This is a genomic window from Streptomyces sp. SudanB5_2050, assembly GCF_964272335.1.
Classification (GTDB): Bacteria; Actinomycetota; Actinomycetes; order Streptomycetales; family Streptomycetaceae; genus Streptomyces; species Streptomyces rochei.
The window spans coordinates 2,371,949-2,391,180 of the sequence record NZ_OZ186760.1; the positions used below are offsets into that span (position 1 = coordinate 2,371,949).

At 72.6% G+C, this 19,232-nt stretch carries 21 protein-coding genes; 17 read left to right on the forward strand and 4 right to left on the reverse strand.

Annotation, left to right across the window (positions count from 1 at the left end):
- The first annotated feature begins 91 nt into the window (after window positions 1-91).
- The 3 genes from lipA (at window position 92) to ACFZP7_RS10605 (ending at window position 2,327) form a co-directional block, all read left to right on the forward strand.
- Window positions 92-1,045: a lipoyl synthase gene (gene lipA, locus ACFZP7_RS10595; protein WP_019326128.1), complete on the forward strand. Its 954-nt coding sequence runs from the start codon at window positions 92-94 to the stop codon at window positions 1,043-1,045.
- Between the two features lie 268 nt (window positions 1,046-1,313).
- Entirely contained in the window at window positions 1,314-1,529 is a 216-nt protein-coding gene (locus tag ACFZP7_RS10600; RefSeq protein WP_385634289.1) for a hypothetical protein, read from the forward strand.
- Between the two features lie 93 nt (window positions 1,530-1,622).
- A complete protein-coding gene (locus tag ACFZP7_RS10605) occupies window positions 1,623-2,327 on the forward strand; it encodes a DUF4191 domain-containing protein (protein WP_029393468.1) in 705 nt (234 codons plus the stop codon).
- A 117-nt stretch (window positions 2,328-2,444) separates the two neighbouring features.
- Here the strand turns inward: ACFZP7_RS10605 and ACFZP7_RS10610 are convergent, their stop codons facing one another.
- Complete coding sequence (locus ACFZP7_RS10610) at window positions 2,445-2,912, reverse strand: RDD family protein (protein WP_019326131.1); 468 nt, start codon at window positions 2,910-2,912, stop codon at window positions 2,445-2,447.
- Between the two features lie 253 nt (window positions 2,913-3,165).
- Between ACFZP7_RS10610 and glnA the strand changes: the two genes are divergently transcribed.
- Window positions 3,166-4,575 (forward strand): type I glutamate--ammonia ligase, encoded by a 1,410-nt coding sequence (gene glnA / locus ACFZP7_RS10615; protein ID WP_019326132.1) that lies wholly within the window; start codon window positions 3,166-3,168, stop codon window positions 4,573-4,575.
- Window positions 4,576-4,738: 163 nt separating this feature from the next.
- Entirely contained in the window at window positions 4,739-4,999 is a 261-nt protein-coding gene (locus ACFZP7_RS10620; RefSeq protein ID WP_019326133.1) for a hypothetical protein, read from the forward strand.
- Between the two features lie 55 nt (window positions 5,000-5,054).
- Here the strand turns inward: ACFZP7_RS10620 and ACFZP7_RS10625 are convergent, their stop codons facing one another.
- Window positions 5,055-5,369: a hypothetical protein gene (locus ACFZP7_RS10625; protein ID WP_029393469.1), complete on the reverse strand. Its 315-nt coding sequence runs from the start codon at window positions 5,367-5,369 to the stop codon at window positions 5,055-5,057.
- Between the two features lie 175 nt (window positions 5,370-5,544).
- Here ACFZP7_RS10625 and ACFZP7_RS10630 point away from each other — a divergent pair, with 175 nt between their 5' ends.
- The 9 genes from ACFZP7_RS10630 (at window position 5,545) to ACFZP7_RS10670 (ending at window position 14,848) form a co-directional block, all read left to right on the forward strand.
- Window positions 5,545-5,904, forward strand: a complete 360-nt coding sequence (locus ACFZP7_RS10630; RefSeq protein ID WP_019326135.1) for an arsenate reductase family protein — start codon at window positions 5,545-5,547, stop codon at window positions 5,902-5,904.
- Window positions 5,905-6,043: 139 nt separating this feature from the next.
- Window positions 6,044-6,793, forward strand: a complete 750-nt coding sequence (locus tag ACFZP7_RS10635; RefSeq protein WP_385634290.1) for a hypothetical protein — start codon at window positions 6,044-6,046, stop codon at window positions 6,791-6,793.
- Between the two features lie 222 nt (window positions 6,794-7,015).
- Window positions 7,016-8,047, forward strand: a complete 1,032-nt coding sequence (gene glnII / locus ACFZP7_RS10640) for a glutamine synthetase (RefSeq protein WP_019326137.1) — start codon at window positions 7,016-7,018, stop codon at window positions 8,045-8,047.
- 122 nt (window positions 8,048-8,169) lie between these two features.
- Window positions 8,170-9,099, forward strand: coding sequence for a DUF6891 domain-containing protein (locus ACFZP7_RS10645; RefSeq protein ID WP_385634291.1), 930 nt, complete (start codon window positions 8,170-8,172; stop codon window positions 9,097-9,099).
- 340 nt (window positions 9,100-9,439) lie between these two features.
- Window positions 9,440-10,069, forward strand: coding sequence for a winged helix-turn-helix domain-containing protein (locus ACFZP7_RS10650; RefSeq protein WP_223779933.1), 630 nt, complete (start codon window positions 9,440-9,442; stop codon window positions 10,067-10,069).
- Window positions 10,070-10,131: 62 nt separating this feature from the next.
- Window positions 10,132-11,139, forward strand: coding sequence for an SDR family oxidoreductase (locus tag ACFZP7_RS10655; RefSeq protein WP_385634292.1), 1,008 nt, complete (start codon window positions 10,132-10,134; stop codon window positions 11,137-11,139).
- Window positions 11,140-11,279: 140 nt separating this feature from the next.
- Window positions 11,280-12,557 carry a sensor histidine kinase gene (locus ACFZP7_RS10660; RefSeq protein WP_046248882.1) on the forward strand — a complete coding sequence of 426 codons (1,278 nt, stop codon included), beginning with the start codon at window positions 11,280-11,282 and terminating at the stop codon, window positions 12,555-12,557.
- Complete coding sequence (locus ACFZP7_RS10665) at window positions 12,542-13,195, forward strand: response regulator transcription factor (protein WP_031016862.1); 654 nt, start codon at window positions 12,542-12,544, stop codon at window positions 13,193-13,195. Before ACFZP7_RS10660 ends, ACFZP7_RS10665 begins: the two co-directional genes overlap by 16 nt.
- 132 nt (window positions 13,196-13,327) lie before the next feature.
- On the forward strand, window positions 13,328-14,848 hold the full coding sequence (locus tag ACFZP7_RS10670) for a DUF1996 domain-containing protein (RefSeq protein WP_385634293.1): 1,521 nt from the start codon (window positions 13,328-13,330) through the stop codon (window positions 14,846-14,848).
- A gap of 72 nt (window positions 14,849-14,920) precedes the next feature.
- On the opposite strand, the gene ACFZP7_RS10675 is transcribed toward ACFZP7_RS10670, so the two are convergent.
- On the reverse strand, window positions 14,921-15,361 hold the full coding sequence (locus tag ACFZP7_RS10675) for a hypothetical protein (RefSeq protein WP_019326144.1): 441 nt from the start codon (window positions 15,359-15,361) through the stop codon (window positions 14,921-14,923).
- A gap of 170 nt (window positions 15,362-15,531) precedes the next feature.
- Between ACFZP7_RS10675 and ACFZP7_RS10680 the strand changes: the two genes are divergently transcribed.
- From ACFZP7_RS10680 to ACFZP7_RS10690, 3 genes are all read left to right on the forward strand, one after another.
- Window positions 15,532-16,041, forward strand: coding sequence for a tetratricopeptide repeat protein (locus tag ACFZP7_RS10680; RefSeq protein WP_385634294.1), 510 nt, complete (start codon window positions 15,532-15,534; stop codon window positions 16,039-16,041).
- A gap of 60 nt (window positions 16,042-16,101) precedes the next feature.
- On the forward strand, window positions 16,102-18,033 hold the full coding sequence (locus tag ACFZP7_RS10685; RefSeq protein WP_385634295.1) for a hypothetical protein: 1,932 nt from the start codon (window positions 16,102-16,104) through the stop codon (window positions 18,031-18,033).
- 81 nt (window positions 18,034-18,114) lie between these two features.
- Window positions 18,115-18,804 carry a TetR/AcrR family transcriptional regulator gene (locus tag ACFZP7_RS10690; RefSeq protein WP_029393473.1) on the forward strand — a complete coding sequence of 230 codons (690 nt, stop codon included), beginning with the start codon at window positions 18,115-18,117 and terminating at the stop codon, window positions 18,802-18,804.
- Between the two features lie 52 nt (window positions 18,805-18,856).
- Here ACFZP7_RS10690 and ACFZP7_RS10695 read toward each other — a convergent pair whose 3' ends face one another.
- Window positions 18,857-19,213 (reverse strand): 5-carboxymethyl-2-hydroxymuconate Delta-isomerase, encoded by a 357-nt coding sequence (locus tag ACFZP7_RS10695; protein ID WP_019326148.1) that lies wholly within the window; start codon window positions 19,211-19,213, stop codon window positions 18,857-18,859.
- Between the last annotated feature and the right edge of the window lie 19 nt (window positions 19,214-19,232).

A 19,232-nucleotide genomic window follows, 5' to 3' on the forward strand; every position in this document is an offset into this window, starting at 1 on the left:
AGCCCCCAGCAGGTCCAGCACCCTCGCCGGCCACCAAATCAACGGGCGTACCCTGGGGCACGCCGAAGAATCAATCGCTAGGGAGCCGGTCGTGTCCGCAGTCGCACCCGACGGACGCAAGATGCTGCGCCTGGAGGTCCGCAACAGCCAGACCCCCATCGAGCGCAAGCCCGAGTGGATCAAGACCCGGGCGAAAATGGGCCCCGAGTACACGAAGATGCAGAACCTCGTGAAGAGCGAGGGCCTGCACACGGTCTGCCAGGAAGCCGGCTGTCCCAACATCTACGAGTGCTGGGAGGACCGCGAGGCGACCTTCCTCATCGGCGGCGACCAGTGCACCCGGCGCTGCGACTTCTGCCAGATCGACACCGGCAAGCCCGAGGCCCTCGACCGCGACGAGCCCCGCCGCGTCGGCGAGTCCGTGGTCACCATGGACCTGAACTACGCCACCATCACCGGCGTCGCCCGCGACGACCTGCCCGACGGCGGCGCGTGGCTGTACGCGGAGACGGTGCGCCAGATCCACCAGCAGACGGCGGACCGCGAGGCCGGCCGCACCAAGGTGGAGCTGCTCGCCCCCGACTTCAACGCGGTGCCGGAGCTGCTGCGGGAGGTCTTCGAGTCCCGCCCCGAGGTCTTCGCGCACAACGTCGAGACGGTCCCCCGCATCTTCAAGCGCATCCGCCCCGGCTTCCGCTACGAGCGCTCCCTGAAGGTGATCACCGAGGCCCGCGACTTCGGTCTGGTCACCAAGTCGAACCTGATCCTGGGCATGGGCGAGACCCGCGAGGAGATCAGCGAGGCGCTGAAGGAACTCCACGAGGCCGGCTGCGAGCTGATCACCATCACGCAGTACCTGCGCCCGTCGGTGCGCCACCACCCCGTGGAGCGCTGGGTCAAGCCGCAGGAGTTCGTGGAGCTGAAGGAGGAGGCCGAGCAGATCGGCTTCTCCGGCGTGATGTCGGGCCCGCTGGTGCGGTCCTCGTACCGGGCCGGGCGGCTCTACGGAATGGCCATGGAGCAGCGCCGGACCGCCACCGTCTGAGCGGTCCCGCCCGGCCGCCCTCAGGCGACCGTGTGAATTCACGCACAAGCTGCTACCGGCCGGTAAAGGCCGATATGCCACGGCCCCGACCGTCCTCGCAGATGAGGGCACCGGTCGGGGCCGCGTCGTCGTTCCGGGGGGCGGCATCGCGGCTTCATGTCCGTTTGACCGGCGGGTCACGCCCTGGTAACACCAATCAGTGACCCTGGTATCACGCCACGTACACCCGTCTCCGTACCCGGAGCCGTACCGAGGGGGGACCTCCACGATGCAGGCCGCGCCCGTCCGCGCCACCGTCGTACGCGCCACCGCCATCCCGTCGTTCGCCACCGCCCTGCGGGCCGTCGAGTCGCTGCTGATGAGCGGCGGCCAGCGCACCGCGCGGCGCAACGCCTGGACCTCCGTGCTGGAGGACCGCCGCCGCGCCAAGGACCGGATCGAGACGGAGCGCGTCCTGCGGCAGTCCGTCGCCGACCGCGCCTGACGCCTCCCCTTCCGGCCCGCGCGCCCTCCCCCCGCCCGCTCCCGCCGGGCACTGCCGTCGTCCGCGCTCGCGGCTACCCGTAGACTTCGTGCCATGGCGAGGAAGGAACCTGCAGCGGACGCTGCGAATCCCGGGCGACTGAAGCAGATCGCTCTGACCTACAAGATGACCCGCAAGGCCGACAAGAAGATCGGTCTTGTACTCGCGGGTGTCGGCATCGTCGTCTTCGGTGTCTTCCTCGCGATCGGTTTCCTGGTCGGTCACCCCATCTATCTCGGCATCCTGGGCCTGCTGCTCGCCTTCCTCGCGACGGCGATCGTCTTCGGGCGCCGGGCCGAGCGGGCGGCCTTCGGGCAGATGGAGGGCCAGCCGGGCGCCGCCGCGGCCGTACTGGACAACGTCGGCCGGGGCTGGACGACCACCCCGGCGGTGGCGATGAACCGCAACCAGGACGTGGTGCACCGGGCGGTCGGCAAGGCCGGCATCGTGCTGGTCGCGGAGGGCAACCCGAACCGGGTGAAGTCCCTGCTCGCCGCCGAGAAGAAGAAGATGAACCGCATCGTCGCCGACGTGCCCGTGCACGATCTGATCGTCGGCACCGGCGAGGGCCAGGTCGAGCTGAAGAAGCTGCGCACCACCATGCTCAAGCTGCCCCGCGTCCTGTCCGGCCCGCAGGTCACCGTGACCAACGACCGGCTGCGCGCCCTCGGCGACCTGATGAGCAACATGCCGCTGCCCAAGGGCCCGATGCCGAAGGGCATGCGCATGCCCAAGGGCGGCAACCCCAGGCAGCGCTGACCTCGCGTCCACGGCACCGCGCCGGTACGGCGATGGGGGCACCCGGATCGATCCGGGTGCCCCCATCGCCGTACCGGCGTCCTCGTGCCGCCTGCCGACCTCGTACCGCGCCGCGCGTCAGACGCGTACTTCCACGGTGCGCGCCAGCCGGTCGTGCAGGCCGCGGCCGTCGCGGTCCCAGATCAGGGCCGGGAGGGCGACGCACAGCAGGACGGAGCGCAGCAGGGCGCGCAGCGGGTTCGGACGGCCCGTGGCCAGGTCCACGACGCGCAGGCCGAAGAGGCGCTTGCCCGGGGTGAAGCCGATCGTGCCGACGGTCAGCACGCTCAGCACGAAGAAGATCAGCAGGGCCCAGTTGCTGGTCGCCTGGCCATAGCCGTCCGTGATCAGGCCGTATGCGATCAGCAGGCACAGGGCCCAGTCGACGGCCAGGGCGCCGAGCCGCCGCCCCGGGCGGGCGATCGAGCCCGGTCCCTCCTCGGGCAGACCGAGCTGCTCGCCCCGGTACCCGAGGTCCGCGCCGGACTCTTCGATGGCCGCGCGCGGCCCGGAAAGCCACGATCCGATTGCTTGCCTGTTGTCCACCCGACCACGGTACTGCGCCCGTGCGCAGCGCCGGACGGAGGGTGCGCGAAAGGGGACGAGAGGGGCGCACGGCGGGGGTGTGACGGTCCCGGAAGGGGCCTACGCTGGAACGGAGCCGGTTAACTTCTGCGAAACAAATGGGTCACGCCCGAGAAATCACCCGTCCCTAGGGTCGAGGAAGCGTGTGCCACCCGCACTGGCCGCACGAACGATCTACCACCCCGGCGGGACGGTCGGGAGTAGGAGGAGCTGGATGTTCCAGAACGCCGACGAGGCCAAGAAGTTCATCGCGGACGAGGACGTCAAGTTCGTCGACGTCCGGTTCTGCGACCTGCCGGGCGTCATGCAGCACTTCACGTTGCCCGCCGAGGCGTTCGACCCCGACGACGAGCAGGCCTTCGACGGGTCCTCGATCCGCGGCTTCCAGGCCATCCACGAGTCGGACATGTCCCTGCGCCCCGACCTGTCCACCGCGCGCATCGACCCGTTCCGCCGGGACAAGACCCTCAACATCAACTTCTTCATCCACGACCCGATCACGGGCGAGCAGTACTCCCGCGACCCGCGGAACGTGGCGAAGAAGGCCGAGGCGTACCTCGCCTCCACCGGCATCGCCGACACGGCGTTCTTCGGCCCGGAGGCGGAGTTCTACGTCTTCGACTCCGTCCGCTTCGCCACCAGCGCGAACGAGTCCTTCTACCACATCGACTCCGAGGCCGGCGCCTGGAACACCGGTGCCCTGGAGGACAACCGCGGTTACAAGGTCCGCTACAAGGGCGGCTACTTCCCGGTCCCGCCGGTCGACCACTTCGCCGACCTGCGCGCCGAGATCTCCCTGGAGCTGGAGCGCTCCGGCCTGAAGGTCGAGCGCCAGCACCACGAGGTGGGCACCGCCGGCCAGGCCGAGATCAACTACAAGTTCAACACGCTGCTCGCCGCCGCCGACGACCTCCAGCTCTTCAAGTACATCGTGAAGAACGTGGCGTGGAAGAACGGCAAGACCGCGACCTTCATGCCGAAGCCGATCTTCGGCGACAACGGCTCGGGCATGCACGTCCACCAGTCGCTGTGGAGCAACGGCGAGCCGCTCTTCTACGACGAGCAGGGCTACGCCGGCCTGTCCGACACCGCCCGCTACTACATCGGCGGCATCCTCAAGCACGCCCCGTCGCTGCTGGCCTTCACCAACCCGACGGTGAACTCCTACCACCGCCTGGTGCCGGGCTTCGAGGCGCCGGTGAACCTGGTCTACTCGCAGCGCAACCGCTCCGCCGCGATGCGCATCCCGATCACGGGCTCGAACCCGAAGGCCAAGCGCGTCGAGTTCCGCGCCCCGGACGCCTCCGGCAACCCGTACCTGGCCTTCTCGGCGCTGCTGCTGGCCGGCCTGGACGGCATCAAGAACAAGATCGAGCCGGCCGAGCCGATCGACAAGGACCTCTACGAGCTGGCTCCCGAGGAGCACGCGAACGTGGCGCAGGTCCCGACCTCCCTCGGCGCCGTCCTCGACCGCCTCGAGGCCGACCACGAGTTCCTCCTCCAGGGCGACGTGTTCACGCCGGACCTGATCGAGACGTGGATCGACTTCAAGCGGGCCAACGAGATCGCCCCGCTGCAGCTGCGTCCGCACCCGCACGAGTTCGAGATGTACTTCGACGTGTGATCGTCCCCGATCGCCACGCGGTCCGTCCGGCGCCCCTCGTCCCCCGTCCTCGGGGGGCGGGGGGCGCCGTCGTCGGCCGAAAAGCTTCACACCGGGGACGCGGTCCGGGATCATGGATACTGAGACGGTTGTTCGAGCCAGGGGACGGGGAGAGGCACCGGACATGTCCGAGCGGGACGACGAGGAACGCGAGTTCGACATCAAGTGGGCGGACGGCGCGGAGCACAAGGAGCCGTCGGCGCGCGCCCGGATGCTCGCCGCGCGCTGGAAGGAGAACCCGCCCGGACCGGTCCCCTTCCGTGCCGATCCCGAGCACGTGGGATCCGCGCGCCGGTCGTCGTGGGTGTCCACCGCGGTGGTGCTCGGCTGCGTGGCCGCGGTGATCGTCCTGCTGGGGTACATCAACTTCCGGGCGCCCTACTAGGCCCTGCCGTCGGCGACGCCGGGTGCCGAGCGGGAGTCGGCACCCGGCGCCCGGCTCACCGCGCGTACCGCATCAACGCCCGCACCATGTGGCACGTGGTCGCCGACGGCGGGTGGATGCCGAGCTCCAGGGCGGCGCTCCGTATCCTCTCGTCGCGCGCCTGGTTCGGCAGGTAGACGCCGGAGTCGAGCAGGGCGATGGCGAGCCGCATCGCCTTGAGCCGGCGGTTGTGCGTGATGTACCACTCGCGGGGGCGGCCCGCCGGCAGCGGACGCTTCTCCACGGGCTCGTAGGGCGAGTCGAACAGGACGGGCCGCTTGGCGGTGGACTGGGTGGGCAACGGCTTCGACTTCACTGCGGCAGCGGGCACGGGCATCCTCCTGTCGCGGTCGGGGCGCCGGCCGGACCCCCCGGCGACACCCTCGAACACTGCTTCTATTTTACTGCCCACCACTGACAAAAGCCCCTGGCCACAAGGGCTTTCGGGGGCACTGTGACGCACGGGGTGAACGAGTTCTCGGACCCCTCGGGCTACCGTGTGCGGCATGGAGATCTGGATCAATCCGGCCTGCTCGAAGTGCCGCAGCGCGATCAGCCTGCTCGACGCGGAGGGCGCCGACTACACCGTGCGCCGTTACCTGGAGGACGTGCCGAGCGCGGACGAGATCCGCGAGGTGCTGACCCGACTCGGCCTCGAACCCTGGGACATCACCCGCACCCAGGAGGCCGCCGCCAAGGAACTGGGCCTGAAGGACTGGCCCCGTGACGAGGCGTCACGCGACCGCTGGGTCACGGCACTCGCCGAGCACCCGAAGCTGATCCAGCGCCCCATCATCACGGCGGACGACGGAACCGCCGTCGTGGGCCGCACGGACGAGGCCGTCCGGGACGCCCTGTCACGCTGAGCCGGCGCAGACCGGGGCCGTACGGGCAGGGCGGCGTGTGACGCAGGTTACTCGCGCGTAGGGGCGTCGCCGCTGAGCAACTCCGTTCGGTATCCCGTACATAGCGGCGTACCCTCCCCTACCTCTTCAGGAGGCGCGCATGTCGCGCAGGAGAACGCTCGGCACGAAGAAGAAGCTCGCGCTCCTGGTCAGCGCCGCGACGGTGGCGGGCGGTGGGGCGTTCGTGATGGCGAACGCCTCGAACGCCGCGCAGACCGCCCCGAACGCGCAGACCAGGTCGGCCGGAGACCCGTCCGTCTGCCAGGGCCTGGCCACCGCGCTCGGGAACAACCAGCGCTTCATCGAGGGCCAGCGGGCCGCCCCCGACGCGCAGTCCGAGGCCCGGATCGCCAACCGCGAGGCGGTCATCGCGGAGATCGAGCGCAAGCAGGAGGCGTCCGGTTGCGTGGTCGGGGAGTCGGCTCAGGACTCCCCCACCGCGCAGCCGCCGCAGGACGGTCAGGAAGCGGGGCAGGAGGCGGAGCAGGACGCGGGGCAGGAGGCGGGCCGGGGCGCCGGTGAGCAGGCGGGCCAGGAGGCCGGTCAGGAAGCGGGGCAGGGAGCGGGGCAGGGAGCGGGGCAGCAGGCCGGGCAGGACGCCGGGGAGCAGGTGTGCGCCGGCTCCACCGTCACCCTCTCCGGTGAGGGCGGCGCCCCCGCCGCGTCCAGCAACCAGTTCCCCGTGGGCACCAGGCTCAAGGTGACCAACCTCGACAACGCCAAGTCCACCACGGTGGAGGTCGCCTCGGTGTCGGGCAGCTGTGTGCTGCTGAACAGCGCGGCGTTCGAGCAGGTCCGGGAGGAGGGCAAGTTCCTGATCCGGCGGGCGCTGATCGAGAAGGTCGGGTGAGGACCGGACACCGACGGGCCGGCGACCGTGCGGGGGTGGCGGTCGCCGGCCGGCCGCGCTGAGACACGCGCCACACCGGCCGCCGGTAACACGGGGTTCACAAACGGGCAACGGACGGGAAATCGCCGGTTGGCACGCTGCGGAGCAGTAGAGCGGCGCTCCCTGCCGCAGCGCCGCAGCACCCGCAGTGCGCCCGGACCCACCCCGAAGGATGTGTCACCCGTGACCTTCAAGGCCGAGTACATCTGGATCGACGGCACCGAGCCGACGGCCAAGCTCCGTTCCAAGACGAAGATCATCACGGACGCTCCCGCGGGCCTGGACGCCCTGCCGATCTGGGGCTTCGACGGCTCCTCCACCAACCAGGCCGAGGGCAGCTCCTCGGACTGCGTGCTCCGGCCGGTCTTCTCCTGCCCCGACCCGATCCGCGGCGGCGACGACATCCTGGTGCTGTGCGAGGTCCTCGACACGGACATGACGCCGCACCCGAGCAACACCCGCGCCGCGCTGGCCGAGCTGTCCGAGCGCTTCGCCGCGCAGGAGCCGATCTTCGGCATCGAGCAGGAGTACACCTTCTTCAAGGGCGCCCGCCCGCTCGGCTTCCCGGAGGGCGGCTTCCCGGCCGCGCAGGGCGGCTACTACTGCGGTGTCGGCTCGGACGAGATCTTCGGCCGCGACGTCGTCGAGGCCCACCTGGAGAACTGCCTGAAGGCCGGTCTCGGCATCTCCGGCATCAACGCCGAGGTCATGCCGGGCCAGTGGGAGTTCCAGGTCGGCCCGCTGTCGCCGCTGGAGGTCTCCGACCAGCTGTGGGTGGCCCGCTGGCTGCTCTACCGCACCGCCGAGGACTTCGAGGTCTCCGCCACCCTGGACCCCAAGCCGGTCAAGGGCGACTGGAACGGCGCGGGCGCGCACACCAACTTCTCGACCAAGGCGATGCGCGAGGGTTACGACGCGATCATCACCGCCTGCGAGTCGCTCGGTGAGGGCTCCAAGCCGATGGACCACGTCAAGAACTACGGTGCCGGCATCGACGACCGCCTGACCGGCCTGCACGAGACCGCCCCGTGGAACGAGTACTCCTACGGCGTCTCGGACCGCGGCGCCTCGGTCCGCATCCCGTGGCAGGTCGAGAAGGACGGCAAGGGCTACATCGAGGACCGCCGTCCCAACGCCAACGTCGACCCGTACGTGGTGACCCGCCTGCTCGTCGACACCTGCTGCACCGCGCTGGAGAAGGCCGGCCAGGTCTGATCCGGCCCGCCCGGTCCCGAAGGGGCGTCCACCGTCACGGTGGGCGCCCCTTCGCGCGCACCGCGACCGCGCGGTGATCGCGCGGTGATCGCGCTGTCGGTGGTGCGTGGCATCGTGGGGGCATGGACAAGGACGGGGCCCTCGCCATCAAGGTCGAGACGGAGAACGGGCAGACCCACGCGTGGATCACGGCGGCGCGGCTGCGTGAGCTGGTGACCCGGCTCGGCGGCCCCCGCGACCGGTTCCTGGTCGTGCAACGGATACCGGACATCCCCGATGTCTTCGCCCAGGTCTGGCACGAGGCGGGCGGTGGCTACCGGCTGGAGCACCGGGCCGCCGAGGACCTGTTCTTCGGGACCGATCTCGACGACCCCGGCCCGGTGGCGGACCTGCTGACCGGCTGGGCGCGCCGACGGCCCGACTGGGACAGCGGCGTCGCGTGGGCGCCGATCGACCCCGGCCCGCGCGAGGCGGTCCCCGAACTGCCGGACGACGTACGGGAGGCGGTCGAGCGGCGGGTGCGCGCGTTGCTGCTCTGCGGTTACGACGGCCGCCGGGCCCTGGTCGAGACGGCCGAGGACCATCTGGTCGGCGGCGAGCACGGCGAGCGGCCGGTGTCGCGGGCCCAGGCGCAGGAGGTGGTGGACCGGCTGTGGCTGGAGCGGCTGGCGGAGCAGGAGACATGGGGCGAGGGCCCCACCGACCCCGACCGGGTCGCCCGGGCCTTCGGCGCCCTGGACGCGGCCGGCGTCACCGCCCGGGAGAACTTCACCTGCTGCCGGGGCTGCGGCACGGCGGAGATCGGCGCCGAACGGGAGGGCGCGCGGGGCTTCGTCTTCTTCCACCGGCAGAGCACCGAGGCCGCGGCCGAGGGGTACGGACTGACGCTGCACTACGGCGGGTTCGACGGCTCGCAGGAGACGACCACCGCGGTCGGCCACGAGGTCGTGGCGGCCCTCGCGGCGGCCGGGCTGTCCACGAAGTGGGACGGCGATCCGGGCACGGCGATCACCGTCGCGCCCCTGGACTGGCGAAAGCGCCTGGTCGGATGACCGGTTGAGGGTCGGGTTCACGCCAGGAGCGGCGTCCACGCAGTGAGAGGAGGCTCCTGCGGCGGGCGGGTGTCTGCTTCAATGGGCCCCATGGCCAGCTTCCGGAAGTACGCAGCGACGGGTCGCCATGACCTCGAGCCCTTCTGGCCGTCCCGTCAGCACGACGACTTCGACCGGGTGTGTTGCCGCGCGACGACCGCGCCGGCCCGCTGACACGCCGCACCCCACCCGGGCGGCCTCCGGCCGACGCGTCCGACGTACGTCCCGCGACGCGCCCGACCACCCACTCGCGCACGTCGCCCTTCCCGACGAACCTCTCGCGCGAAAGAGCTGACGTCTCATGGCGACCACCCGTTCCCTGTCCACCGTCACCCTCGACTCCCCCACCTCCGCCGTCGCGCCTTCCGGCACCGGCGGCGGCGCCCGGCACCGGCTGCGCGCCGTCGACCGCGACGAGGTGGTGGACGTCGCCGACCTCCTGCCGCCGGGCGCGACCTGGCTGCCCGCTCCCCCGCACGCCCTGCCCTCCCTGCCGGGACGTCCGCCGATGGTCGGCTACCTGGTGCTCGTCCCGGCCGACCGGCAGTCACCCTCCCCGACGGGCGGGTTCGGCCCGCTCCCCGAGGACGCCCGGGACGTGGGGGACGTCGGGGCCGACGCCCCCGACCGGGGCGGCGACCCGCTCGTCCGCATCGACGCCGCGCGCCGCACCGCTGCCGTGGCCGGCCGCGAACTGGACCTGACCTACCTGGAGTTCGAGCTGCTCGCCCATCTGGTCGCCCACCCGCACCGGGTGCACACCCGCGACCAGCTGGTCACCACCGTGTGGGGCTACGGGCACGTGGGCGACGGACGCACCGTCGACGTGCACGTGGCGAGGCTGCGCCGCAAGCTGGGCGCCGAGCACCGCGGGACGATCCAGACCGTCCGCCGCGTCGGCTACAAGTACACGCCGCCGACGGGACGCTGAGCGCTCTGCCGTCGGCAGACAGGCGTTCCCCGAACGGCCCCCGGCGGGGCACAGTGGCCGGCATGAGACTACTGGTGCTGGGCGGTACGGAGTTCGTGGGACGGGCCGTGGTGGAGGCGGCGCTGGGTCGCGGCTGGGAGGTGACCGTCCTGCACCGCGGGCGGCACGCCCCGCCACCCGGGGTGCGCGCCCTGCACGGCGACCGCACCGCGCCCGACGGACTCGCCGCCCTGGCGGACGGCACCTGGGACGCCGTCGTCGACACCTGGTCGGCGGCGCCCCGCGCGGTGCGGGACTCGGCCCGGCTGCTGCGGGACCGCGTCGACCGGTACGTGTACGTGTCGAGCTGCTCGGTGTACGCCTGGGCGCCGCCCGCCGGTTACGGCGAGGACGCCCCGCTGGTCGAGGGCGCCTCGGCGGACGCCGGGCGGCTCGACTACGCCCGCGACAAGAGGGGCGCCGAACTGGCCGTCCTGGACGCCTTCGGCGCGGACCGGTCGGTGCTCGTCCGGTCCGGGCTGATCCTCGGCCCGTACGAGAACATCGGGCGGCTCCCGTGGTGGCTGAACCGCGTCGCGCGCGGCGGCCCGGTGCTCGCCCCGGGCCCCCGGGACCTCCCCCTCCAGTACGTCGACGTCCGCGACCTCGCCGACTGGGTCCTCGGCTCGGTGGAGCGGCAGCTGAGCGGCCCGTACAACCTGATCTCCCCGCCGGGCCACACCACGATGGGCGCGCTGCTCGACGCCTGCGCGGAGGTCACCGGCGGCGCGGCCGAGCTGTGCTGGACGGACCCCGCCACCGTCCTCGCCGCCGGGATCGAACCGTGGACCCAGCTGCCGGTGTGGGTCCCGCCGGGCAGCGACCTGCACGAGGCACTGCACACGGCGGACGTCTCGCGGGCCCTGGCCACCGGCCTGGTCTGCCGGCCGGTCGGCGACACGGTCGGCGACACCTGGACCTGGCTGCGGAGCATCGGCGACGCGGCACCGCTGCGCCCGGACCGGCCGCCGGTGGGACTCGACCCGGAGACGGAGGCGAAGGCCCTCGCCGCCGCCCGCGAGCAGCCCTAGGCCCTGTCGTCACACTCCCGTCTGCCTCCGGGCGGACGACGGGAGTGTGACGACAGGACCTAGGGGTGTACCTGGCACCACCTCCCGGTCGGGGGGTTCGGCCCCGTGACCGGTGACGTCGCCTCGGCGAGACTGAGCGCATGGACATCGAGACGAAGAGCGGCGACCGCCGGCCCGCGACCGACCGGACGAGGACCATGGCCCAGTCGGCCCTGCGGGGACTGGCGGTGGCGCTCGTCTCCCTGCCCGGCTCGGTGCTCTGCTTCTGCCTGACCCTGGTCTCCCTCGCCCTCGTCCCGATCGGGATCGGCATCGTCACCACGCCGTACGTGCTGACCGGGGTGCGGATGTTCGCGGACTGGCGGCGGGTGCTGGCCGCCGAGTGGGGCGGGGTGCGCATCCAGCGGGCGTACCGGCCGCTGCCGAAGGACGCCAACCCGTGGGCGCGCACCTTCGGGATGCTCCGCGACCCGGCGACCTGGCGGGACTTCCTCTGGCTGCCGGTCGACATGACGTTGGGCTTCGTCACCGCGCTGCTGGCCTTCGCGCTGGCCCTCTACCCGCTGGAGGGCTTCGTGATCGCCGCCGGGCTGTGGCGGGTCTGGGACGGCGGCACCTACTGGTACGGCTTCGTGCCGGTCAGCGACCAGACCACCGCGTTGTACGCCGCCGCCCTGGGCGCCGTCCTGCTGGTCGCCGCGCACTGGCTCACCCCGTTCCTGCTGCGGGCCCACTTCCGGCTCACCGACGCGATCCTCGGCTCCCACCAGATCGAGCTGGCCGAGCGGGTGCGGGTGCTGACCGAGACCCGGCGGGACGCCGTCGACACCTCCGCCGCCGAACTGCGCCGCATCGAACGCGACCTGCACGACGGGGCGCAGGCCCGGCTGGTCGCCATGGGCATGGACCTCGGCACCATCGAGGCGCTGCTGGAGAAGGACCCGGCGAAGGCCCGGGAACTGCTCGCCCGGGCCCGCCGGTCCTCCGCCGACGCGCTGACCGAGCTGCGGGAACTCGTGCGCGGCATCCACCCCCCGGTGCTGGCCGAGCGGGGCCTGGGGGACGCCGTGCGGGCCCTGGCGCTGCGGCTGCCCCTCCCCGTGGAGACCGACGTGGATCTGCCCGGCCGCGCGGAGGCGCCCGTGGAGTCCGCCGCGTACTTCGCGGTCAGCGAGATCCTCACCAACGCCGTGAAGCACTCGGGCGCCGAGCGGATCTGGATCGACCTGCACCACGCCGACGGCCGGCTGCGCGTGTCCGTGACCGACGACGGCAAGGGCGGTGCGGTGATCGGCGCGGGGTCCGGGCTGGCCGGGGTGGAGCGGCGACTGGGTACATTCGACGGCGTCCTGGCCGTCAGCTCGCCCGCGGGCGGCCCCACCATGGTCACCGTGGAGATCCCTTGCGCGTTGTCCTAGCCGAAGACCTGTTCCTGCTGCGCGACGGACTGGTCCGGCTCCTGGAGGCCCACGACTTCGAGATCGCCGCGGCCGTCGAGACCGGCCCCGAGCTGTCCCGGGCGCTGGCCGAACTGGAGCCGGACGTCGCCGTGGTCGACGTACGCCTGCCGCCCACGCTCACCGACGAGGGCTTGCAGTGCGCGCTCGAGGCCCGCCGCAGGCGGCCGGGACTGCCGGTGCTGGTGCTGTCCCAGCACGTGGAGCAGCTGTACGCGCGCGAGCTGCTCGCCGACGGCAGCGGCGGGGTGGGGTACCTGCTCAAGGACCGGGTCTTCGACGCCGAGCAGTTCGTGGACGCCGTACGGAGGGTGGCGGCCGGCGGTACGGCGATGGACCCGCAGGTCATCCAGCAGCTGCTCAGCCGGCGTGCGGCGGTGGACCGGCCGCTGGAGCGGCTCACCCCCCGGGAGCTGGAGGTGCTGGAGCTGATGGCCCAGGGCCGGACCAACGCGGCGATCGCCGCGAAACTGGTTGTCACGGAGCGGGCGATCGCGAAGCACACCGCGAACATCTTCGCCAAGCTGAGCCTGGAGGTGTCGGACGACGACAACCGCCGTGTACTGGCGGTCCTGGCGTATCTGGACCGCGGCCACTGACCCCACCCGTCCCACAGGACCCACCGATTCCGCACTCGGCTGAACAGCCCCGGGACCGCCTCCGTATGGAAGGGAGCCGCTTCACTCCTGTCGGGCGCCCTCGATGCCCCGCAAGGAAGTCAGAGGAGTTCCATGGGACGCAACACGAGAAAACGCCGTACGCCGCTGGCCACCAAGGTCGTAGCCGGGGCGGCGGCCCTGGCGGTCGGCGGGGGCGGGCTGGTCTGGGCCAACTTCTACGCCTCGGCGCACGAGGAGGGCCCGGCCCACCACCGGACGAGGTCGGCCGCGGCGCAGGTCGCGACGATCGACTGCCCCGACGTCGGCCAGCAGCTCTCCGGCGTACCGGACCGGGCGCGCGGGGAGGTCGACGGCGAACTGGCCACGATGGACAGCCAGATCACCGAGGCGTACCAGCGCCTCGCCACCACCCGGCGCGCGCAGGCGGGTGATCCCCGGTTCGTCCAGAACACCATCCTCGGCCCGCTGAAGGACCGGCGGAAGGCGATCATCGACCGGATCCAGCTGGAGATCAACCGGGCCGGCGGGCAGGCCGACGAGGACCTGGACCGGCTGGCCGGCTGCCAGGGTCAGCCCGCGGAGCAGCCGCAGGCCGGGGACGGCCAGGACGGTGGCGGCCAGGGCGACGGCCAGGACGGCGACGGTCAGAACGGGGACGGCCAGGACCAGGACGGCGGTCAGAACCAGGACGACAACGGCAACGGCGCCGCGGGCCCGGTCGCGGACGACTTCATCGACATCGCCGACGTCGAACCGAACTCCCGCGACAGCCGCAACGGTCTGGCCGCCGACGGCGACGGCGGTTCCACCGGCACCTTCACCACGGACTGCGGGGTCAACGAGAACGACCTGTTCAACAGCGACAACCTGATCGCCGCCCCCGGCGTGGACAACGGCGCGCACCACGTCCACGACTACGTCGGCAACCAGGACAACGACGCCTTCTCCAGCGACGAGGACCTGGCGAACGCGGACACCTCGTGCCGGAACCAGGGCGACCGGTCCACGTACTACTGGCCGGTGCTCCGGCTCCAGGACGGCACCGAGGAGTTCGACGCGAACGACCAGGGCGGTGGCGCCGAGGGCAACGTCGGGCGGATCCTGAAGCCGGCCCGGGCCGAGCTGAGGTTCGTCGGGAACCAGCAGGGCGACGTGGTCGCCATGCCGAAGTTCCTGCGGATCATCACCGGGGACGCCAAGTCCTTCACCAACGGCGACGCGAACGCCAACAGCTCGTGGAGCTGCACCGGCTTCGAGGACCGGCAGGTCACCGACAAGTACCCGCTCTGCCCGGAGGGCAGCCAGGTGGTGCGCACCGCGAACTTCCAGAGCTGCTGGGACGGCCAGAACATCGACAGCGCCAACCACCGGGACCACATGGCCTTCGTCCAGGAGGACGGCGGCTGCCCGAACGGCTTCCAGGCCGTTCCCCAGCTGCAGGTCCGCCTGGTGTACGACATCCCCACCCCCGTCGTCGAGAACGGTCAGGTGCGCAACCCGTACGCCGTGGACAGCTTCCCGGAGCAGCTGCACAAGCCGATCACCGATCACAACGACTTCATCAACGTCATGGACGAGAACCTGATGGACGAAGTGGTCCGGTGCATCAACAGCGGGGAGGACTGCCAGTAGTCCACCGCGTCGGCGCGCAAGGGGCCGGTGACGTCACACCGTCACCGGCCCCCCGCGCGTCCCGGTCCGGGCTCAGCCGCCGTGCCCGCCGTGGCCGCCGTGGCCGGCCGGGTGGCTGCCGCCGCCGTGCCGGGCGCCCTCCTCCAGGGTCCCGCCGAGCCGGCCGCGCAGCGCCGCCACCACGTCCTGGTGGCCGACGGCCACCCACTTGCGGCCGACGAGGTAGTGACCGCCGTAGTCCTTCGCGGTATTGATCCACTCGCGCTGGCCGCGGTCGGTGGCGAAGGTGACGAGGACGTACTTCCCGTCGCCCTTCCCGCAGAGGGCCTGCCGGATGGTGTCGGCGTCCGTCTGCAGGTCCGGGTCGCACCTCGCCTCCGCCGCCAGATGCTCCAGGCTGCCGGTCGCCGTCTCGGGGACGGCCGTCTCGCCGTCCCCGCCCGAGCCGCAGCCGGACAGCGCCAGGACCGCCGCCGCGGCGGCCGGTACGAGCATCGGTCGGGTCAGCCTCATGTGTTCCTCCGGTCGTCGCGCCGCTCTTCGCGCCGGTCACCCCGCCGGTCGTCGCGCCGACACGCCGCACGGAGCCCCGGCGAGGGCTCTCGCCCGTCGATACGGCTCCGGCGCGCGAAACATTCAGCCGCCCCGGTGCCGTCGCGGCGGACCCGTGCGAGAGTGTCGCCGTGGACCAGGACTGGGAAGACCGTGTGGCCGCCGTGTGGGCGACGTTCGAGGCCCGCCCCGAGGCCGATGCCGACGCCTTCCGCGCGGCCGTCGACGCCCTCGCCGACGAACTGCCGGCGGACAGCCCCCTCGGCCTGTTCGAACGGGCCTGCGCCTGGGACTCCACGGGCCACTCGGACCGTGCCGTGCCGCTGTACCGCGAGGCGCTGGCACGCGGCCTGGGTGAGGTCAGCCCGTACAAGGGCCGCCGCGCGAAGATCCAGCTCTCCAGCTCCCTGCGGAACACCGGGCACCCGGAGGAGGGCGTCAAGCTGCTGTCGCCCGAACTGCTGGCCCCCTCCGACGAGTTGGACGACGCCGTACGCGCCACCCTCGCGCTGTGCCTGTCGAGCATGGGCCGCGACCGGGAGGGCCTGTCGCTGGTGCTCGGCGCGCTCGCGCCCCATCTGCCGCGCTACCAGCGGTCGATGGCCGCCTACGCGCGGGCACTGGTGGAACCCGACGACTGACCCGGGCCGGGCCCCGCCCGGGTACGGTGACCATCCGCCGATTCGCTCGTTCTGCTGAACGTGCAGTCACAGGATGTCGCCCCGCGCCCCGCACCGCCTTCCGCCTCCCCGACCGGTCCCGTCGTCGACGTCGAACAGGCCGAGGCCGCGCTCGTCGAGCACTATCCGCGCCTGGTCCGCCTGGCCTACCTGGTGCTGCCGCCGGGCCTCGGGCGGGGCCGCCGCGTCCTGTCCGCGCACTCCCTCACCCAGCGGGCCCTGCCCCGGAACCGGACGACGACCCCGGTGATCCCGGCCCAGTCGACCGGCCGCGCCGTCGACCCCGGCTACGCCCTGGTCCGCCTGCGGGTGCTGCGCGCGGCGCTGGAGGCGGGCCGCCCGCTCAAGCGGCCCGCGTGGCCCAAGCGGTCCCAGCTGCCGCCGCTGCTGCCCCAGGTGCGCGGCCTCAAGCTCTTCCCGCGCTCGGGCGGTGCCGACGAACTCGCCCTGGACCAGCGGCTGTCCGCCCTGTCCGCGCCCGCGCGCGCGGCCTATGTGCTGCGGGGCCTGGAGCAGTTGCCCGACGCGGAGGTCCGGCAGCTGCTCCAGGCCGCCGGGGCCGCCGATCCGGACGCCGCGCTGCGGGAGGCCGACGAGGTGCCCGCGCAGTACGCGCTGCTCGCCTCCCCCGAGTTCGACCCCTGCTCGCTGCAGGCCCGGCCCACCGATCTGATGCGGCGCCGCCAGCACGCCAGGGCCGCGCTGGTCGCCGGGGCGGCCCTGGTGGTGTGCGGGGCGCTGCTGGGCATGCCCGGCGACGGCTGGGGCCCGGACGGCGCCGCCGCCCCGTCCTACGCGCAGAATCCGGCCGCCCGGGCCGCCCTGGACCCCGCCCGGCTGACGAAGGTCGCCCCGGCCGCCTGGGAGACCTCCGCGCGCACCGACTTCTCGGTGTGGCCGGCGCGCGGCGACCTCACCGGCGACGAGGAACTGCTCCGCCGGGCCCTGGCCGTGTGGGCCCGGCCCGGTGAGAGCGTGGGGGTGTCGGCGACGCCGGGCACCCCGACCGGAGGCCCGTCCGGCCCGCCGCAGCTGCTGTACGCCGGGACCGTCGACAACGCGCGCGTGGTGATCCTGCACGACGGTCTGCGGCTCGCCCGGTACGCCGAGCCGAAGGACGGCACCGCGGGTGCCGCCCTGGACTTCGCCCGCACCGACGGCGCCGGCCGGGCCGAGGCGGGCGCCGTCGTGCTGGGCCGGGCGGACGGCAACGTCCGCTATCTGACGGCGCCCTGGGTGACGGGGGCGGCCGTGCGGGACCTCGCCGCCCCCGGCTCCGACGCCCGCGAGCTGACCCTGACGGACGGGGTCACCGCGCCGCTGGCCAGCCCCGTGCAGCAGCAGTCCGGGGCGTGCGCCTCCTGGAACGTGCTGGAGCTGACCGACGGCTCGGACACCCGTCTGGCGACCGACCTGGGCGAGCTGGTCCCGGCCCGTCTCACCACGGGCCGTCCCGGTGCGGCGAAGGACGTCTCCGGGCCCGAGGCGCGGGCCGACTGGGCGCCGTACGCCTGCTCGCTCGGCGCGGTGCGCGGGCAGGGGGTGCGGACGGTGAACGCCTGGCGGTTCGCCGCGCAGCCGCTGCCCGACTCCAGCGGCTCGGGAGCCTGGGTGTGCACCCGGGCCGAGACCTGGCGGGGTGCGGGGGCCCGGGTACTGGCCCAGTTCCGCACCCCGGGCGGGGCCCAGGGCGCGGTGGCGGCGAAGGCGCAGGACGTGCCGGCGTGCGGGGAGCGCGACCCGCATGTGCTGGCCGGGGTGCTGTGGAGGTCGGAGGGCGGGCACTGGTACCTGCTCGCCGCGGGTGACCGCGCCACGGAGTCGATCGAGGCCACCGGCGGCATCAGCGGCTCGGCGGAGGGCAACCTGCTGACGGCCAAGGCCGAACAGGGTGCGCGGGCCGAGCTGAAGGGCACCCTGGACGGCGGCCGGACGATCGGCGGGCTGCGGTAGCCCGACGGCCCGGGGCACCCCGGAACACCTGTGCCCGATCCGGGCCGTTCGAAGGCCGAATTCGATCGGTAAGGTGTTCGTATGACTACCGGGGTACGTCGCAGAATGGGCGTCGAGGAACGGCGGCAGCAGCTGATCGGCGTCGCCCTCGATCTGTTCAGCCGCCGCTCGCCCGACGAGGTCTCCATCGACGAGATAGCGTCGGCCGCGGGGATCTCCCGCCCGCTGGTCTACCACTACTTCCCCGGCAAACTCAGCCTGTACGAGGCCGCGTTGCAGCGGGCCGCGGACGATCTGGCGGCGCGGTTCGTAGAGCCCGCCCGGGGTCCGCTGGGGACCCGGCTGCTGCGCGTCATGGGCCGCTACTTCGACTTCGTGGACGAGCACGGGCCCGGTTTCTCGGCGCTGATGCGCGGCGGACCGGCGGTGGGCTCGTCACGGACGAACGCGCTGGTGGACTCCGTGCGGCAGGCCGCGTACGACCAGATCCTCTCGCATCTGGGCGTGAGCGATCCGCCCGCCCGCCTGGAACTGGTCGTCCGCTCCTGGATCTCGCTGGCCGAGTCGACGGCCCTGATCTGGCTGGACGGACGCCGCATCCCGCGTGCCGAGCTGGAGGTGCAGCTCGTGCACGACTTCGCGGCGCTGACGGCGGTGAGCGCCGCCCAGGACGAGGAGATGGCCGCCCTGCTGCGGCGCGTCGTCGCCGACGAGCCGGCCGACGGCCCCTTCGCGGACCTGATCGGCCGGCTCACCGCTCTCGTCGGTTAGTTCTCGACGGTCAGTTCTCGAGAGTCAGTTCTCGAAAGTCAGTTCTCGAAGGTCAGTTCTCGAACTTCCGGTACGACGGGTCGAGGTCGCGGACCTCCGCCGAGGCGTGCAGGGCGAGGCCGCCGGCCGGCTTCACATGCTGCCGCAGCAGCTCCAGCACCGCCTCGGTCAGCCGCGCCTTGGTCTCGTCCGTGCGACCGGCGAGCAGCCCGAGGGTGACGTGCACGACGGCGTGCCCCTCGGTGTCCGGGCCGACCGTGGTGTCCTCGGTGCGGCGGAACTGCGTCTTGCAGGCCGGCGGCTTGGCGGCCGCGATCTCGACGACGGCGCCGTGCAGGGCCCGCGCGAAGGCGGGCCGGTCGAAGTCGTCCGCGAGCGTGGCGGAGTAGTCGACGGTGATCTGCGGCATGAGCCCTCCCGTTGCGTGA

Bases quoted from the DNA above. Each gene is read 5' to 3' on its own strand.
- ACFZP7_RS10600 (WP_385634289.1), top strand. From the start codon at position 1,314: ATGCAGGCCGCGCCCGTCCGCGCCACCGTCGTACGCGCCACCGCCATC.
- ACFZP7_RS10605 (WP_029393468.1), top strand. From the start codon at position 1,623: ATGGCGAGGAAGGAACCTGCAGCGGACGCTGCGAATCCCGGGCGACTG.
- glnA (WP_019326132.1), top strand. From the start codon at position 3,166: ATGTTCCAGAACGCCGACGAGGCCAAGAAGTTCATCGCGGACGAGGAC.
- ACFZP7_RS10620 (WP_019326133.1), top strand. From the start codon at position 4,739: ATGTCCGAGCGGGACGACGAGGAACGCGAGTTCGACATCAAGTGGGCG.
- ACFZP7_RS10630 (WP_019326135.1), top strand. From the start codon at position 5,545: ATGGAGATCTGGATCAATCCGGCCTGCTCGAAGTGCCGCAGCGCGATC.
- ACFZP7_RS10635 (WP_385634290.1), top strand. From the start codon at position 6,044: ATGTCGCGCAGGAGAACGCTCGGCACGAAGAAGAAGCTCGCGCTCCTG.
- ACFZP7_RS10645 (WP_385634291.1), top strand. From the start codon at position 8,170: ATGGACAAGGACGGGGCCCTCGCCATCAAGGTCGAGACGGAGAACGGG.
- ACFZP7_RS10650 (WP_223779933.1), top strand. From the start codon at position 9,440: ATGGCGACCACCCGTTCCCTGTCCACCGTCACCCTCGACTCCCCCACC.
- ACFZP7_RS10655 (WP_385634292.1), top strand. From the start codon at position 10,132: ATGAGACTACTGGTGCTGGGCGGTACGGAGTTCGTGGGACGGGCCGTG.
- ACFZP7_RS10660 (WP_046248882.1), top strand. From the start codon at position 11,280: ATGGACATCGAGACGAAGAGCGGCGACCGCCGGCCCGCGACCGACCGG.
- ACFZP7_RS10670 (WP_385634293.1), top strand. From the start codon at position 13,328: ATGGGACGCAACACGAGAAAACGCCGTACGCCGCTGGCCACCAAGGTC.
- ACFZP7_RS10675 (WP_019326144.1), bottom strand. From the start codon at position 15,361: ATGAGGCTGACCCGACCGATGCTCGTACCGGCCGCCGCGGCGGCGGTC.
- ACFZP7_RS10690 (WP_029393473.1), top strand. From the start codon at position 18,115: ATGACTACCGGGGTACGTCGCAGAATGGGCGTCGAGGAACGGCGGCAG.
- ACFZP7_RS10695 (WP_019326148.1), bottom strand. From the start codon at position 19,213: ATGCCGCAGATCACCGTCGACTACTCCGCCACGCTCGCGGACGACTTC.